The sequence below is a fragment of the Nocardia arthritidis NBRC 100137 genome (assembly GCF_001612765.1).
Taxonomy (GTDB): Bacteria; Actinomycetota; Actinomycetes; order Mycobacteriales; family Mycobacteriaceae; genus Nocardia; species Nocardia arthritidis.
Map to the genome: position 1 here is coordinate 1 of NZ_BDBB01000075.1, position 14,548 is coordinate 14,548.

At 68.5% G+C, this 14,548-nt stretch carries 15 protein-coding genes and 2 tRNA genes; 6 read left to right on the top strand and 11 right to left on the bottom strand.

The genetic code is table 11. The features are described from left to right. Nucleotides 1-3,346 (top strand): beta-ketoacyl synthase N-terminal-like domain-containing protein (locus NA8_RS31640; protein WP_281199200.1); only part of this gene is annotated, 3,346 nt, incomplete at its 5' end. Nucleotides 3,347-3,422: 76 nt separating this feature from the next. Then, the gene (gene acpS / locus NA8_RS31645) at nucleotides 3,423-3,860 is read left to right on the top strand and encodes a holo-ACP synthase AcpS (protein WP_043721202.1); all 438 of its coding nucleotides are present in this window, start codon (nucleotides 3,423-3,425) and stop codon (nucleotides 3,858-3,860) included. Between the two features lie 36 nt (nucleotides 3,861-3,896). On the opposite strand, the gene NA8_RS31650 is transcribed toward acpS, so the two are convergent. Next, nucleotides 3,897-4,517 (bottom strand): TetR/AcrR family transcriptional regulator, encoded by a 621-nt coding sequence (locus NA8_RS31650; RefSeq protein WP_227954938.1) that lies wholly within the window; start codon nucleotides 4,515-4,517, stop codon nucleotides 3,897-3,899. A gap of 295 nt (nucleotides 4,518-4,812) precedes the next feature. Between NA8_RS31650 and NA8_RS31655 the strand changes: the two genes are divergently transcribed. Next, nucleotides 4,813-6,039: a hypothetical protein gene (locus NA8_RS31655; RefSeq protein ID WP_157107030.1), complete on the top strand. Its 1,227-nt coding sequence runs from the start codon at nucleotides 4,813-4,815 to the stop codon at nucleotides 6,037-6,039. Between the two features lie 62 nt (nucleotides 6,040-6,101). On the opposite strand, the gene bcp is transcribed toward NA8_RS31655, so the two are convergent. Next, nucleotides 6,102-6,575, bottom strand: a complete 474-nt coding sequence (gene bcp, locus NA8_RS31660; RefSeq protein ID WP_063053977.1) for a thioredoxin-dependent thiol peroxidase — start codon at nucleotides 6,573-6,575, stop codon at nucleotides 6,102-6,104. 165 nt (nucleotides 6,576-6,740) lie between these two features. Here bcp and NA8_RS31665 point away from each other — a divergent pair, with 165 nt between their 5' ends. After that, nucleotides 6,741-6,962 (top strand): DUF3618 domain-containing protein, encoded by a 222-nt coding sequence (locus NA8_RS31665; RefSeq protein ID WP_063053969.1) that lies wholly within the window; start codon nucleotides 6,741-6,743, stop codon nucleotides 6,960-6,962. A gap of 63 nt (nucleotides 6,963-7,025) precedes the next feature. On the opposite strand, the gene NA8_RS31670 is transcribed toward NA8_RS31665, so the two are convergent. Then, complete coding sequence (locus NA8_RS31670) at nucleotides 7,026-7,322, bottom strand: excalibur calcium-binding domain-containing protein (RefSeq protein WP_040865425.1); 297 nt, start codon at nucleotides 7,320-7,322, stop codon at nucleotides 7,026-7,028. A 100-nt stretch (nucleotides 7,323-7,422) separates the two neighbouring features. Then, nucleotides 7,423-8,412 (bottom strand): pirin family protein, encoded by a 990-nt coding sequence (locus NA8_RS31675; RefSeq protein ID WP_063053970.1) that lies wholly within the window; start codon nucleotides 8,410-8,412, stop codon nucleotides 7,423-7,425. 70 nt (nucleotides 8,413-8,482) lie between these two features. On the opposite strand from NA8_RS31675, the gene NA8_RS31680 reads away from it, so the two are divergent. After that, nucleotides 8,483-8,935 carry a MarR family winged helix-turn-helix transcriptional regulator gene (locus tag NA8_RS31680; protein WP_439957447.1) on the top strand — a complete coding sequence of 151 codons (453 nt, stop codon included), beginning with the start codon at nucleotides 8,483-8,485 and terminating at the stop codon, nucleotides 8,933-8,935. A gap of 28 nt (nucleotides 8,936-8,963) precedes the next feature. Here NA8_RS31680 and NA8_RS31685 read toward each other — a convergent pair whose 3' ends face one another. The 4 genes from NA8_RS31685 to NA8_RS31700 all read right to left on the bottom strand — a co-directional run bounded on the left by NA8_RS31685 (nucleotide 8,964) and on the right by NA8_RS31700 (nucleotide 11,421). After that, nucleotides 8,964-9,485 (bottom strand): DnaJ family domain-containing protein, encoded by a 522-nt coding sequence (locus NA8_RS31685; protein WP_063053972.1) that lies wholly within the window; start codon nucleotides 9,483-9,485, stop codon nucleotides 8,964-8,966. 93 nt (nucleotides 9,486-9,578) lie between these two features. Beyond that, nucleotides 9,579-9,893 carry a hypothetical protein gene (locus NA8_RS31690; protein ID WP_157107031.1) on the bottom strand — a complete coding sequence of 105 codons (315 nt, stop codon included), beginning with the start codon at nucleotides 9,891-9,893 and terminating at the stop codon, nucleotides 9,579-9,581. Between the two features lie 111 nt (nucleotides 9,894-10,004). After that, nucleotides 10,005-10,637: a transglycosylase SLT domain-containing protein gene (locus tag NA8_RS31695; RefSeq protein WP_063053973.1), complete on the bottom strand. Its 633-nt coding sequence runs from the start codon at nucleotides 10,635-10,637 to the stop codon at nucleotides 10,005-10,007. 711 nt (nucleotides 10,638-11,348) lie between these two features. After that, nucleotides 11,349-11,421: transfer RNA gene (locus NA8_RS31700), tRNA-Lys, on the bottom strand. A 308-nt stretch (nucleotides 11,422-11,729) separates the two neighbouring features. Here NA8_RS31700 and NA8_RS31705 point away from each other — a divergent pair. Further along, the gene (locus NA8_RS31705; RefSeq protein WP_063053974.1) at nucleotides 11,730-12,968 is read left to right on the top strand and encodes a L,D-transpeptidase; all 1,239 of its coding nucleotides are present in this window, start codon (nucleotides 11,730-11,732) and stop codon (nucleotides 12,966-12,968) included. A gap of 70 nt (nucleotides 12,969-13,038) precedes the next feature. Here NA8_RS31705 and NA8_RS31710 read toward each other — a convergent pair whose 3' ends face one another. The 3 genes from NA8_RS31710 to orn form a co-directional block, all read right to left on the bottom strand. Further along, the gene (locus NA8_RS31710; RefSeq protein ID WP_063053975.1) at nucleotides 13,039-13,290 is read right to left on the bottom strand and encodes a hypothetical protein; all 252 of its coding nucleotides are present in this window, start codon (nucleotides 13,288-13,290) and stop codon (nucleotides 13,039-13,041) included. A gap of 197 nt (nucleotides 13,291-13,487) precedes the next feature. Continuing rightward, nucleotides 13,488-13,560: transfer RNA gene (locus NA8_RS31715), tRNA-His, on the bottom strand. 55 nt (nucleotides 13,561-13,615) lie between these two features. After that, nucleotides 13,616-14,269 carry an oligoribonuclease gene (gene orn, locus NA8_RS31720; protein ID WP_063053976.1) on the bottom strand — a complete coding sequence of 218 codons (654 nt, stop codon included), beginning with the start codon at nucleotides 14,267-14,269 and terminating at the stop codon, nucleotides 13,616-13,618. Nucleotides 14,270-14,548 lie beyond the last annotated feature (279 nt).

Genomic DNA, 14,548 nt, shown 5'->3' on the forward strand with positions numbered 1-14,548 from the left:
CGGTGCGACCGTCGACGCCGCGGCGCTGGGCGAGTTCACCGAGCAGATCACCGGGCGCGACGGCGTGCTGGCCACGGCCGCGCGTGTGGTGCTCGAACAGCTCGGATTGTCCGAGCGGGTCTCCGCTCCGGAAGCGTCCGATGACTCCTTGGTCGACCTGGTGTCGGCCGAACTCGGTGCGGACTGGCCGCGCCTGGTCGCGCCCGCGTTCGACGCCCGCAAGGCGGTGCTGCTGGACGACCGGTGGGCCACGGCGCGCGAGGATCTGGCCCGGTTGTGGCTGGCCGACGACTCCGGCAGCGCGAACGGACCGGTCACCGGGTTCATCGGTGCGGGCGAAGCCGTCGCGGCGCAGGCGAACTGGTGGCGGCAGCGGGCGATGCACGAGGCGCGTTCGGTGCTCGCGGGTGTGTACGAGCGCATCGCCGAGGCGGCGCTGAGCACCGAGGAGCCCGGACTGTGGTCCTCGGACATCGCGGTGATCACCGGCGCCAGTAAGGGATCCATCGCTGCGGCGGTGACCGGCAGGCTGCTCAGCGGTGGCGCCACGGTGGTGGTGACCACCTCGGCGCTGAACGACGAACGTCTCGGCTTCTACCGGAAGCTGTACCGGGACAACGCCCGCCACGGCGCGGCCCTGTGGGTGGTGCCCGCCAACATGGCGTCCTACCAGGACGTCGACGCTTTGATCGACTGGATCGGCACCGAGCAGGTCGACAGCGCGGGCGGCGCGAAGATCAAGATCAAGGACGCGATGACGCCCACCCTGCTGCTGCCGTTCGCGGCGCCGCGGGTGGCCGGTGACCTCGCCGACGCGGGCGCTCGCGCCGAAATGGAAATGCGCGTGCTGCTCTGGTCGGTCGAACGACTGATCGGCGGGCTGTCCAAGCTGGGCGCCGATTACGACGTGGACGCGAAACTGCATGTGGTGCTGCCGGGTTCGCCCAACCGCGGCATGTTCGGCGGCGACGGCGCCTACGGCGAGTCGAAGGCGGCGCTGGACGCGGTGGTCGCCAAGTGGCGGGCCGAGAAGTCGTGGTCGGCCCGGGTCACCCTGGTGCACGCGCTGATCGGCTGGGTGCGCGGTACCGGCCTGATGGGCCACAACGACCCGATGGTCGAGGCGGTCGAGAAGGCCGGCGTGCAGACCTGGTCCACCACCGAGATGGCCGACGAACTGCTCAAGTGGTGCACCTCCCGGGCCCGTCAGGTGACCGCGAGCGGCCCGCAGCAGATCGACCTGACCGGCGGACTCGCCCGGGCCAAGCTGGACCTGCCCGCGCTGGCCAAGCAGGCCGCGGAGCAGGCGGAAGCGGAGACCGACGCCGATGCAGGCCGCACCATCGCCGCGCTGCCCGCGCCGCCGACCGTGACCTCCGCGCTGCCGGTGCCCGAGTGGAGCGAGGTGGCCGCGGACCTGGCCGACATGGTGGTCATCGTCGGCGCGGGCGAACTCGGCCCGTACGGTTCGGCGCGCACTCGCTTCGAGATGGAGGTCTCCGACGAGCTGTCGGCGGCGGGCGTGCTGGAGCTGGCCTGGACCACCGGCATGGTCATCTGGGAGAACGACCCGAAGCCGGGCTGGTACGACGCCGAGTCCGGCGACTACGTGCCCGAGCACGAGCTGGCCGAGCGCTACCACGACGCCGTCGTCGCCCGCTGCGGTGTGCGCCGCTACGAGGACGACGGCGCCATGACCGACAACTCGGCGCCGCTGATGACCTCGGTCTTCCTCGACCAGGACCTGTCGTTCACGGTGGGCGGCGAGGCCGAGGCCCGCGCCTTCTACGCCGCCGATCCGGAGCACACGGTGATCACGCCGGTCGCCGGCTCCGGCGACTGGACCGTGACGCGCAAGGCGGGCACCGAGATCCGGGTGCCGCGCCGGGCCAAGCTCTCACGCACCGTCGGCGGCCAGATCCCGACCGGCTGGGACCCCACCATCTGGGGTATCTCGCCCGATATGGCCGCGTCGGTGGACCGGGTGGCGCTGTGGAACATCGTCTGCACGGTGGACGCGTTCATCGGCTCCGGGTTCAGCCCCGCCGAGCTGATGAGCTGGGTGCATCCCTCGCTGGTCGCCAACACCCAGGGCACCGGCATGGGCGGCATGTCCTCGATGCGCTCGCTGTACGTCGACAACCTGCTCGGTGAGTCGCGCCCGAACGACATCCTGCAGGAGGCGCTGCCGAACGTGGCCCTGGCGCACGTTGTGCAGTCCTACGTCGGCAGCTACGGCGCGATGGTGCACCCGGTGGCGGCCTGCGCCACCGCCGCGGTGTCGGTCGAGGAGGGCGTCGACAAGATCCGGCTCGGCAAGGCCGATCTGGTCGTGGCGGGCGGTTACGACGACCTCGGCATCGAGGGCATCGTCGGCTTCGGTGACATGTCGGCCACCGCGGATTCGGCGGCCATGAGCGCCAAGGGCATCAGCGACCGGTACTTCTCCCGCGCCAACGACCGCCGCCGCGGCGGGTTCGTCGAATCGCAGGGCGGCGGAACGATCCTGTTGGCGCGCGGCAGCGTCGCTCTGGAGATGGGTCTGCCCGTGCTGGGCGTGGTGGCTTACGCGCAGTCCTTCGCGGACGGTGTGCACACCTCGATCCCGGCCCCTGGTCTCGGCGCGCTGGGCGCCGGTCGGGGCGGGGCGGAGTCCAGGCTGGCGACCGAGCTCCGCAAGCTCGGCGTGACGCCGGACGAGATCGCGGTGGTGTCCAAGCACGACACCTCGACGGCTGCCAACGACCCGAACGAGTCGGAGCTGCACGAGCGTCTCGCGACGGCCATCGGACGCTCGGACGGCGCTCCGCTGTTCGTCGTGTCGCAGAAGACCCTCACCGGGCACGCGAAGGGCGGCGCGGCCGCCTTCCAGCTCATCGGCCTGTGCCAGGTGCTGGAGCAGGGCGTCATCCCGCCGAACCGCAGCCTGGACTGCGTCGACGAGAAGATGCTGGCCTACCCGCACCTGGTGTGGCTGCGTGAGCCGCTGCGGCTTGGCGATCGCCTTCCGCTCAAGGCCGGTCTGGTCACCTCCCTCGGCTTCGGCCACGTGAACGGCCTGCTGGCGGTCGTGCACCCGGAGGCGTTCATCCAGGCCATCGAGCCCGGACGGCGCGAGGAGTACCAGCGCAGGGCGCAGGAGCGTCAGCTGGCGGGCAGGCAGCGGTTCGTGGAGGCGATGTGTGGCGGCGCGCCGCTGTACGAGCGTCCCGCGGATCGCAGGCTCGGCGGCGACGGCACCCCCGCCAAGCGGGCTCGTCAGCTGGAGGCCGACGTGCTGCTCTCGCCGGAGGCGCGTCTGGCGCAGGACGGCTCCTACCGCGCGAAGGGCATCGGATGCGCGTAACCGGAAGCGCGGCGGGGCAACTCGCCGCGCCGGGTCCGCGCGCGGGCTCGCCGAGTACGTCGTAGGCTGCCCGCCTATGACGATCCTCGGTATCGGCCTGGACTTGGTGACCATCTCCGAGTTCGCCGAACAGCTCGAACGCGCCGGAACGACCATGCTCAGGGAAAGTTTCACCGCGGGAGAGCGGCGCTACTGCCAGAGCAAAGGGACCGACCCGGCGCGCAGCTACGCGGCGCGGTGGGCGGCGAAAGAGGCGGTGCTCAAAGCCTGGGCATCGTCCCGGTTCGCCCGCCGCCCGCAGATCGGGGACAACCCGTATCCGCTGATCGAGGTGGTCAACGACGCGTGGGGCAGGCCGAGCATCAAACTGCACGGCCTGGCCGCGGAATTCCTGCCCCGGGTGCGGGTGCATCTGTCGCTGACGCACGACGGCGACACCGCCGCCGCGATGGTGGTGCTCGAGGACCCGGGCGAGCTGGCCGATCTCATCGAGGGCCGCGACAGCGCCGGTTGAGCCGCACGGTGGTCCCGGTACCCGCCGGGACCACCGTCATCGCTCGCTGCCGGTGCGCGATTCCTTCTCCGCGACGAGCAGGTAGGCGACCATCAGCCGTTTGAGTTCGGCGACCGCTTCCGCGCTGCTCTGCTCGTCCTGCACCGAGAAGTTGAGCATCGAATAGACCACGTGCACCAGCACTTCGGCCATCATGGTGCGCCGTACCCGCGGGGTGCGCGGGGTGAGCGGCCGCAGCATCTGCGACACGACCTCGGCGAACTGTTTCTCGTGGATCGCGCCCGTGGCCCGAGTGGACGGGGTGGACTGCATGGCCAGCCACACTTCCCGGCGGGACGGGTCGGTCATCCAGAGATTGGCCAGGTGGTCGACGAACTGGTTCATGTGCCGCAACCAGTCCAGCGACGGGATCTCGCCGTGGAAGTCGGCCAGCTCCTGGGAAACGGCAACCAGGTCTTGGCGATTCAGCTCACAGACGATGACGTACTTGTTGGCGAAGAACTGATACAGCGTGCCGATCGGCACCTCCGCCCTGGCCGCCACCTCTTCGCAGGTGAACGATTCGAACCCGACCTCGACGAGCAACTCCCTGGACGCCTGGAGCAAGGCGTCGAACTTTCGTTTGCTGCGTTCCTGCGTCGGCCGGCGTCGCGGCATGAGCTCCTGTGGGTCGTCCTGTAGCTCCAACGCAGGGTCCACACGGTGCTTCGACCTGGCCTCCGCGCGTACGTCCACGCATCCAGGCTAACGGTAGCGGCAAGCGGGCGATACGCGCATCCGCCGTTCGAGTCCAGGCGTCTTGATTTCCGCTACCCATCCGTAACCGATGTGGTGCCGAACACATACCGAGCGCGCGTGCATCGCGACGTGTGTTCCGAGCAGGGGAATCCATGGGGCTCATGGCTTTCGGCAAGCGTGAGCTCGGTCAATGCACAGACGGAAGGCGTGATCAGTGGTAGCTGAATCTGTGGTGACTCTCGGCGTTTCCACCGAACGCGGTGCCGTGCACGCGGTAGCGCTCGCCGACGGCAAGAAGCTCGCCGACCGGGTGCTGCTGCGGCGCGTGGTACGAGCCGACGGTGACGGCAAGGCCGACGTGGCCGCGGCGGTCGAAGCCGCGCTGAGCGCCCTGGCCGCGGGGCTGGGTCCGGAGTGGGCGATCGGCGGCGTGGCGGTCGCCTATCGCGACGCCGCCGAGCGGCGCGCCATCGTGACCCGGTTGGCGGCCGGTCAGTGGCGCAGCGCCTCGCTGGTCTCGGTGAAATCGGCCCACTTGAGCGTGGCGAGCATGATGACGTGGCTCGAGGCCCACGACAACCTGCTGATCTGCGAGGTGGTGCCCGGGTACCAGGCGTTCACCCTGGTCGACCGCGGCCGCCGCCGGGTGCTCGCCGCGGTGGGGCAGGCGGGCCGGGCGACGCCGCGGTCGCTCGGCATGGGCGTCGCGGCGGCATGGGAGCAGCTGGACGCGGCTGACGCGCGGCCGGACGCGGTGGCGCTGATCGGCTCGGCGGGCGCCGGGCCGGTGGTGCTGGCGGAGGTCGAGAAATTCGGGGCGCCGGTGATCCCGTGCACGATAGGAGCTTTCGCCTCCGCCGCGGGCGCGGCGTTGAGCGTGCGATTGGAGCAGGACATCTGCGCCGACTCGGTGAGCGAGCCGCACCGGGCGCGCGGCGGGGTCGCGGTGTTCGCCGCAGCCGGGGTGCTGGCCAGCGGAATGGTCGTCGGCGGGAGTTACCTGCTGGACGACTCTTCGCGGCCGGCGCCGACCGTCGTGTCGGACGCCCGGGTCGAAGGCGCCGGTGCGTCGCATCCGGCAGACCCGGTCCGGCCCGCGGATCCCGAGGCGCACGAGTCGTTCGATGGGCCGCTCGGCTCCGGCGCCGATGCAGGCGCGACCGGAGTGCAGTTTCCGGAGCAGCGCTGGGGTGCCGCACCGCGTCCGCTGCCGCTGGTCGACGCCGATGCCACGAACGGGCCGGAGACGAACGCCTCGGCGACGCTGGTACCGGGTACCGGGGTTCCGGCCGACCGCGTGGTGGGCGCGCCCGACGGCGCGCTGTTGTTCCCCGGCGAGGCTCCACCGCCCGCCGTATTCACCCCGGAAGCCGCGGACTGGTGGGACGAGCATCTGCGTTTGATGGCGCAATGGGCCGCCCAGCAGGTATTGCAGGCCTGATCCACCCGAACCGCGTCTCGGCCCGGCGCCCCTGCGGCGCCGGGCTTTTCGTTGCCCGCGGGCTACACCGACAGGTCCCGGCGCAACTTGGCGACGTGGCCGGTGGCGCGCACGTTGTACTGCGCGACGGCGATCTTGCCCTCTTCGTCCACCAGGAAGGTCGAGCGGATGACGCCGACGACCGTCTTGCCGTACATGGTCTTCTCCCCGTAGGCGCCCCAGGCGGTGAGCACTGCGCGGTCGGGATCCGACAACAGTGGGAAGGTCAACTGCTCCGCGTCGCGGAACTTGGCCAGCTTGGCGGGCTTGTCCGGGGAGATGCCCACCACGTCGATGCCCGCACCGTCCAGGTCGGCCAGGTTGTCGCGGAAGTCGCAGGCTTGCTTGGTGCAGCCGGGCGTGCTCGCGGCGGGGTAGAAGTACACGATCACCTTGCGACCGCGGTAGCCCGACAGCGAGACGTTCTTGCCGTCGGCGTCGGGAAGCGTGAACTCGGGGGCGGTGTCGCCCGGGGAGAGTCGTTGGTTGGTGGTCACCTCCAGCACGGTATCCGAAGGTCCGGACAGGCGATCCGCGCGCGGCCGGATAGTGCGGCGTGGCGGCGGATACACTCGTCCGCGAGCCCCGGGTGCCGCACGAAAGGCCGAGCATGCGGCGTGATCGTGCACCGGGTGCGGCAATCGACAACAGGAGGGTGGAACGTGGCAAGGGAAACCGAGCGGATCGAGCAGGAGATCGAGGCCGCCCGCACTCGGCTGGCGAGCACGCTCGACGAACTCGCGGTACGCGCGGACCCGCATCGCATCGCGGACGACACCAAGCAGATCGTGGTCGGGAAGCTGAACGAGCCGAAGGTCAAATACAGCCTGATCGGCGCCGCCGCCCTGGTCGTCGGGTTGGTGCTGCTCAAAATCTTCCGCTGAGCCGGAAAAACGACGACACCCGGTGGAGCATCGCCCACCGGGTGTCGCCGTTTCGCGGTCGGTTCAGACCGTCGGGCAGGCGAAGCCGTCGCCGTCGGGATCCAGGTGCGGGCCGTAGCCCGGTTCGCCACGGAACAGCGGCGCACGGCCGGCGTTGCGGGCGTCATCGCAGTTGGCGAAGGCGCCACCGGCCGAACCGGTCTGCGACAGACCGGCCGAGCCGGTCGCGGCGGAGCCGGTGTCGACGGCCGAGGAACCCGTTCCGGCGGATCCGGACGGAGGGGCGGCTAGGGCGGCGGGAGCCGCGAGAAAGGTCAGTCCCGCGACGGCCGCGCTGACGGAGAGCCGGCGAACGTTCATGTATTCCTCTATGTGGTTGCTGCGGTGGATGGGCGTCCGACCGGACGCCGCATCCACTGTTGTGACGGGCCGCTGTCTTGTCAACCTCGGGGGGACGGAACTAGGGCATTAGGGGATCCTGCCCACCGGCGCCGCTGATGTGCTGTGCGGGGATGTTTCCCATGCGACCGGCCTGGTAGTCCTCCATCGCGTCGATGATCTCCGCGCGGGTGTTCATCACGAACGGCCCGTACTGCACCACCGGTTCCCGGATCGGTCGTCCGCCCAGCAGCAGCACTTCGAACGCTCCGGTCCGATTGTCTTGGCGCGCATCGGCTGTGACGCTGATCGCGTCTCCGCGGCCGAAGACCGCCAGCTGTCCTTCGCTCAGCGGCCTGCGTTCCGCGCCGACCGCGCCGCTGCCGGACAGCACGTACGCCATCGCCGTAAACTCCTGTGGCCAAGGTGTTTCCAGTATCCCCCCGGGCGTGATCGACGCGTGGGCGTAGGCGATCGGGGTATAGGTCGAACCGGGACCGGCGAACCCGCCGACCTCCCCGGCGATGAGCCGGACCAGCGCGCCGCCGTCATGCGAACTCACCAGCGTCAGTTCGCGAGCGCGCAGGTCTTGATAGCGCGGCGCGGCGAACTTGAGCGCGCGCGGCAGGTTGACCCAGAGCTGGATGCCGTGGAACCACCCGCCCGAGGCGACCATCTCCTCCGGCGGCACCTCGTCGTGCAGAATGCCGGAGCCCGCGGTCATCCACTGGGTGTCGCCCTCGGCGATGACGCCGCCGCCGCCCTGTGAATCGTGGTGCACCATGGTGCCGTCGAGCATGTAGGTGACCGTCTCGAACCCGCGGTGCGGATGCCAGGGCGCGCCCTTGGCCTCGTGCGGTTCGTAGGCGACCGGGCCCATCTGGTCGAGCAGGATGAATGGATCGGCCGTGCGCAGATCCATGCTGGGGAACGGCCTGCGCACCTCGAAACCCGCGCCTTCGCGCTGTTTGTGCGCGGTGACCACGCTCCGCACCGGCCGTTCGCGCAGGGTGGCGTCGAGACGGGGGAGGCGTGGCAGGACCATGATGTCGGGAACGGTGACGGCGGGCATGGGGACCTCCTCAGGAGTTGGTGTCCATGTCAACCAACCGTGACTACACTTCATTCCCATGGTCCGGTGGTTGAGTGACGACGAGCAGGCGACTTGGCAGGCATATGTGCGGCTGCGCCAGCGATTGGACGGGGCGATTTCGGCCGGCCTGGCCGAGGACGGTCTGTCCCTGGCGGACTACGAGTTGATGGTGGCGTTGTCCGCGGCCCCCAACGGTTGTCTGCGCGCCAAGGAACTGGCCGCCGAGGTGTGCTGGGAGAAGAGCCGATTGTCCAAGCATCTGGCCAGGATGGATGCTCGCGGTCTGGTCGAGCGGCGGCCCGCCGAGGAGGATGCCCGCGGCATCATCGTCCAGCTCACGCCCGAAGGGCGGGTCGCGTTGGAGCGGGCCGCGCCGAATCACGTCGATCTGGTCCGTCGCGTCTTCATCGAGCCGATGACGGCGGGTGAGGCGCGGGTGCTGCGCGCGCTGGCGGACAAAGTGGTCGCCGAGGTGGAGCAGGTGACCGAACTCGGCGCCTGAGCGGCGGAGATCGTTTTCATACCGGACGCTATCCGGCTTCGGCGCCGCCCCGGCGCCTTCGGCGCCACCACGAGGGCCGCGTGGTGGCCTCGCCGGTCCCCTCTCGGGAAGGCTCCGCGGTCGCGCGGCTCGGATGCTCGCGCTTCGGCCGCGTGGACTCGCGCCATTGCCGGACGATGTCGTCCGCGTTCACCGGAGCGATCGGCACGAACGGTCCTTCCGGCATCCGCAGCCAGTCCACGATGCGTTTGTTGAGTTCGCGCACGGCCGCCCGCACCTGCCGTTCGCTGGTCGAATCGCGCACATCTTCGGACAGGTGCTCGATGTCGCGCCGCAACAGCAGTGACGGTGGCAACAGCGCCTCACTGCCGACACCTTCACGACGCAGATAGCCGCGCAGCCACCAATCTTCGTCGTAAGCGGTGCCCGCCCCGGGAATCGGCTTGCCGGTGCCGGCCAGGTTGTCGAATTCGCCGCGCTCGGTCGCCTCGCGGATCTGCTTGTCGACCCACGATTCGAAGGTCTGCTTCGCAGGTTTGCGTTCGGTCATCGCGACCGAGGTGTCGACGGATACATGACACCACTCTACGGAACTCTGTAGTAGACGTGGAAAACCTTGTGCTGAAACATTTTTCGGGGATTATCAGGACCACGGCGTGATCGGCGGCTTCACCCAGAGCAGCTTCTCGTCGGTGTGTTCCCGCCGAGCCGCGGGATGCTCCGGATGGCGGGCGGCCCACTCGTCCTTCTCCGTCAGCAACCGCGCCACCGTCTTCCAGGTCTCGTCCGTGCTCGGCGGATTCGTCGCGGCGGCTCTGGCCAGTTTGCGCCGGACGGACGCCGGCATCGCGAGCACCTCGGAGCCGCTGATGCCACGGTCCCAGAGGTAGCTCGCCAGCCGTCGCGCTTTCTCGGCGCGGCTCTTGGCCGCCACGTCGTTGTGTGCGTAGTCGGTCACGGGCACGTCCACGGGTCGCAGGTGCCTCGACCCTAGCCGACCGGGCGCACCGCCCGGAAAGCGCCGCGGCCTCCCCATCGTCGGATGAGGAGGCCGCGGCGCGAGGCGGACTCAGTACGCGCTGTTGACGTTGTCCATCGAGCCGTAGCGGTGCGCGGCGTAGTTGCAGGCGGCGACGATGTTGGCGACCGGATCCCAGATGTCGAAGGGTGTGCCCGCGACGTGGTAGGTGGCGAACGTGGGGTCGATCACCTGCAGCAGGCCCTTGGACGGGATGCCCATGGCGGCATTGGAGTCCCACAGGTTGATCGCCTGGGGGTTGCCGGTGGACTCACGCATGATGTTGCGGTGGATGCCCTCGTAGGTGCCCGGGATGCCGTTGGCCTGCATGATGTCGAGCGCCTGACGGATCCAGCCGTCGAGGTTGTCCGCGTAGACCGGCGCAGCCGGGGCGGGCATCGGGGCCGGAATCGGCTCGGGAGCGGGCGCCGGAGCGGGAGCAGGAGCAGGTGCGGGCATCGGCGCGGGGATCGCCTCCGCGACCGGTGCGGCGACCACGGCGGGCGCGGCCGCGGCCTCGGGCTGCTGCTCGGCCACCATGGCGATGCGAGACGGGACGCTGTCATCGGCCACGGACGCCGCGGAGCAGGCGGCCACGGCGACGACACCCGCGGCGGCGACGGCCACGGTGACGGTTTCGCGGAGCGAGGGGCGACGAAGGGTGGAAAGGCGTCTGTCAGGCATTCGAATCGGTTCCTTTATCGGGGACTTACTCGATCCGGCCGCAGTTGGGCAGCACGGATCCTGCGGCGTACGCTCGTGGACGTTCGCCGAAAACGGCCATGTGCTGTTGTGTGGTTTTGTTGTGGGGGACTAGATGTCCCCGGAACGCGACGCGGTTCGTGTGTGCGGCGCCGGATCGCCCTCGATGGGCTCGGCCGCGGTGTCGCGCGGGACTTCGCATCTCGATGCGAAGAGACGGGGCGGAAGTGTGGATCGCGGGTCCGTTGCCGGATTCCGCTCCGCCGATCACGTGGCGGGCAGGTTGCCTGCCGGTGATCGTTACCGAATCGGTGTCTACAACTCCTCGGGCTGACCAAACTTCAGGTCGCTTCGTGACCTGATTGCAGAATGGTCACGCTTGGTTAACAAAGGGTGAACGAAACCTGACTGATAGACGTTGGCGATCTTGGAAAGCCCAGGATGCGGTATCCGAATCGTTATCCAAGCTGGGAGTTTGCCGTTAAACCTCTTGTGCTGTACATCACAGAAGTTTTCGGCTGTACAACTGGATTTCGGCGGCTTCGCGGGCGTATAGCTGTCCGAATTGAGACCACTGGTGCACTTGTGAATAAGCCCAGGTCACGGAGATGTCACGGATTCCGCGGCGATCTGGAGACGAGAAAACCGTGCCCTTGCCAGCCGATGACTGACAAGGGCACGGTTTGCGTGTTGTGCGCCATCAGGGACTCGAACCCCGAACCCGCTGATTAAGAGTCAGCTGCTCTGCCAATTGAGCTAATGGCGCGTGCTCCGTGTTCCGGTGCGGGACAAACCTTAACAGGCCGGGGCCGCAGAAGTGAAATCGTGCCCTGACCGGCTGTGATGCGATGTTCTCGCGGGCCGGTAACGCCGGGGATCGCCGGGTTGATCTACAGGTGGTAACGCTGCAGTGACGGACGAGGTGTTCACATTGGCCTGGACGTGACGCACTGGCAGAATGTCCGATTGTGGTTTCGATCGCCCGCGTCCACGGCGGGGTGACGCGGCGTAGCGGTCGGTATCCGAAGCCATCGGTGTGTCCTGGAGCACCGAGACTTTGAAACGGGGTTGGAAATGAGTGTTGGTCGAGGTCGGCAGAAGCGCAAGCCGGCCGCGCGGTGGTCCCTACGCACTGTCGCGGGACCGGTGATCGTCGTCGCGGTCGCCGCCCTGGCGCTGACGGGATGTTCGGCATCCGACGCCACGGATGCGGCGCAGGTGGTCATCGACCGCAACCCCATCACGGAATTGATCAAACCCAAGCTGCTGTCGCCGGTGAAAGACGGCGAGGTCGGCGTCTCGCCGGGCGTCCCGATGACGTTCAAGGTGGAGGACGGCAAGTTCACCGGTGTGACCTTGGTGAGCCCGCAGGGTAAGTCGATCGAGGGCAAGCTCGCCCCCGACGGCCGGTCATGGGAGACCGCCGAGGTGCTCGGATATGGCAAGACCTACCGGTTGAAGGCCGACGCGATCGGCCTGGGCGGTGCGAACACCGCGACGCTGAGCTTCACCACGAGTTCGCCCGGAAACCAGACCAAGCCGTACCTGGTCCCCGGCGAAGGAGAGGTGGTCGGTATCGGCCAGCCGGTGGCCGTCCAGTTCGACGAGAACATCCCGGACCGGCAGGCGGCGCAGTCCGCCATCAAGATCACCACCGAGCCGCCGGTGGAGGGCGCGTTCTACTGGGTGAACAATCGCGAGGTGCGGTGGCGGCCGGAGCACTTCTGGGCGCCGGGGACGAAGGTCACCATCGACGTGAACGTCTATGGGCGTGATCTCGGTAACGGCTTGTACGGCCAGGACAACATCCACTCGTTCTTCACCATCGGCGACGCGGTGGTCTTCACCGCCGACGACAACACCAAGCAGGTGGTCGTCGAGCAGAACGGCCAGGTGATCCGCACCATGCCGACGTCGATGGGCAAGGACAGCACGCCCACCGACAACGGCATCTACATCGTCGCCGACCGGCACGAGAAGATCATCATGGACTCCTCCACCTACGGCGTGTCGGTCAGCTCGCCGGACGGGTACAAGACGCCGGTGGACTTCGCGACGCGACTGTCCTACAGCGGCATCTTCTTCCATTCGGCGCCGTGGTCGGTGGGTGCGCAGGGGTACAGCAACACCAGTCACGGCTGCCTGAACCTCAGCCCGGCGAACGCGCAGTGGGTTTTCCAGAACGCCAAGCGCGGCGATATCACGATCGTGAAGAACACCGTGGGCGGCACCCTGTCGGGCGTGGACGGCCTGGGTGACTGGAACATCCCGTGGCCGGTCTGGAAGGCGGGCAACGCGGACGACAACCGCTGAGCCGAAGCAGGACGCCGAACGGGCCACCGGAGCGTAATCCGGTGGCCCGTTCGGCATTTCGGCGCTGTGTTCACGGCAGCATGTTGCAGCCCAACTGGGCGTCGCCCAGGATCGCGATCGCGCTGCCGGTTGCCGCGCACAGCAGCTTGCTGCCCGCCGAACCGCTGCCCGCGGAGCCGGTGGTGGCCAGGCCGCCGGCCGATCCGCTCGACGCCGAGCCGGAGTCGGGCAGTGGCGGAAGCCCGATGCCCGCTGCCGCGGTCCCGCTGGATCCGGTGAGGAAGGTGGCGCCGACGAAGGCTGCGATAACCGCAGAACGCATCACGAGGTGTGTCTTTCTGGTCGAACCGGGAAGGCGCCCCAACGACACCCTCCCCACGTGCATCGCAGTCTACGGAGGCATGGCGGATTCTGGACGATATTCGTTTCACATTGAGGCGGGCGGGGGCCGGGGAAAGATGGAGACGCAAAGAAAAAACCCGGACGGTTCCGATTTCTCGGGACCGTCCGGGTTCTCGGGGTGAGCGACGGGACTCGAACCCGCGACAGCCAGGATCACAACCTGGTGCTCTACCAACTGAACTACGCTCACCATCGCCGGTGAACAACCGGCGGGCTAGATATTAGCGTGTCAACCCGCCCACTCCCTAATCGGCCTCAGGCGAGCCGTTGACCTGGGCTGATTCTGCCCGCTCCGGGGCGAGGTCGGAGACCTCGGCGGCGATGGCGGCGATTTCGGTGGTGGAGGGGCCGGGCGGCGCGACGAACGCGGTCCGCCGGTAGTACTCCAATTCCCTGATGGACTCCTGGATGTCGGCCAGCGCGCGATGGCTCAGGCCCTTTTCCGGCTGGCCGAAGTAGATGCGCGGATACCAGCGGCGGCACAGCTCCTTGATCGAACTCACATCCACCATCCGATAGTGCAGGTGGGCGTCCAACAGGGGCATGTCCCTGGCTATGAAACCGCGGTCGGTGGCGATCGAGTTGCCGGCCAGCGGCACGGTGCGTGGGGTGGGGATGTACTGGCGGATGTAGTCGAGCACCCGCTGCTCGGCCTCTTCCAGGGTGACGGTGGAGCGGCGGACCTCTTCGGTCAGGCCGGAGCGCGCGTGCATGTCGGCGACCACCGCGGGCATCGCGGCCAGCGCGTCGTCGTCGGCGTGGATGACGATGTCCACGCCCTCACCGAGGATGTTGAGATCGCTGTCGGTCACGAGCGCGGCCACCTCGATCAGCTTGTCGCTGTCCAAGCGCAGGCCGGTCATCTCGCAATCCATCCACACCATGTATTTGTCGGACACCCGTGCAACATTAGCCGGGCCGAGGTCCCGAGCAGGCGGTACGGCACGGCAACCGTGAAGCCGCCGATGCGGCCATGAACCTGACCGGCGGAGATACAGTTTCTTCCAGATCGGCACCCGGCGTTTTCGGTGCGACAGCAAACACTGCGTGAAGCAGGTCGAGTCGAGCCAGGACGGAGGACTGCGATGACCACCCCTCAGGAGAAGGCGGCCGCGGCGCGCAAGGCGGCCGACGAGGCGGCGCGGATCGCGTCCGAGGCGGCCGCTGCCGCGGAGGCC

Coding starts and splice junctions, on each gene's coding strand:
- acpS (WP_043721202.1), top strand. CDS start 3,423: ATGACGATCCTCGGTATCGGCCTGGACTTGGTGACCATCTCCGAGTTC.
- NA8_RS31650 (WP_227954938.1), bottom strand. CDS start 4,517: ATGCCGCGACGCCGGCCGACGCAGGAACGCAGCAAACGAAAGTTCGAC.
- NA8_RS31670 (WP_040865425.1), bottom strand. CDS start 7,322: ATGAACGTTCGCCGGCTCTCCGTCAGCGCGGCCGTCGCGGGACTGACC.
- NA8_RS31675 (WP_063053970.1), bottom strand. CDS start 8,412: ATGCCCGCCGTCACCGTTCCCGACATCATGGTCCTGCCACGCCTCCCC.
- NA8_RS31685 (WP_063053972.1), bottom strand. CDS start 9,485: ATGACCGAACGCAAACCTGCGAAGCAGACCTTCGAATCGTGGGTCGAC.
- NA8_RS31695 (WP_063053973.1), bottom strand. CDS start 10,637: ATGCCTGACAGACGCCTTTCCACCCTTCGTCGCCCCTCGCTCCGCGAA.
- NA8_RS31705 (WP_063053974.1), top strand. CDS start 11,730: ATGAGTGTTGGTCGAGGTCGGCAGAAGCGCAAGCCGGCCGCGCGGTGG.
- NA8_RS31710 (WP_063053975.1), bottom strand. CDS start 13,290: ATGCGTTCTGCGGTTATCGCAGCCTTCGTCGGCGCCACCTTCCTCACC.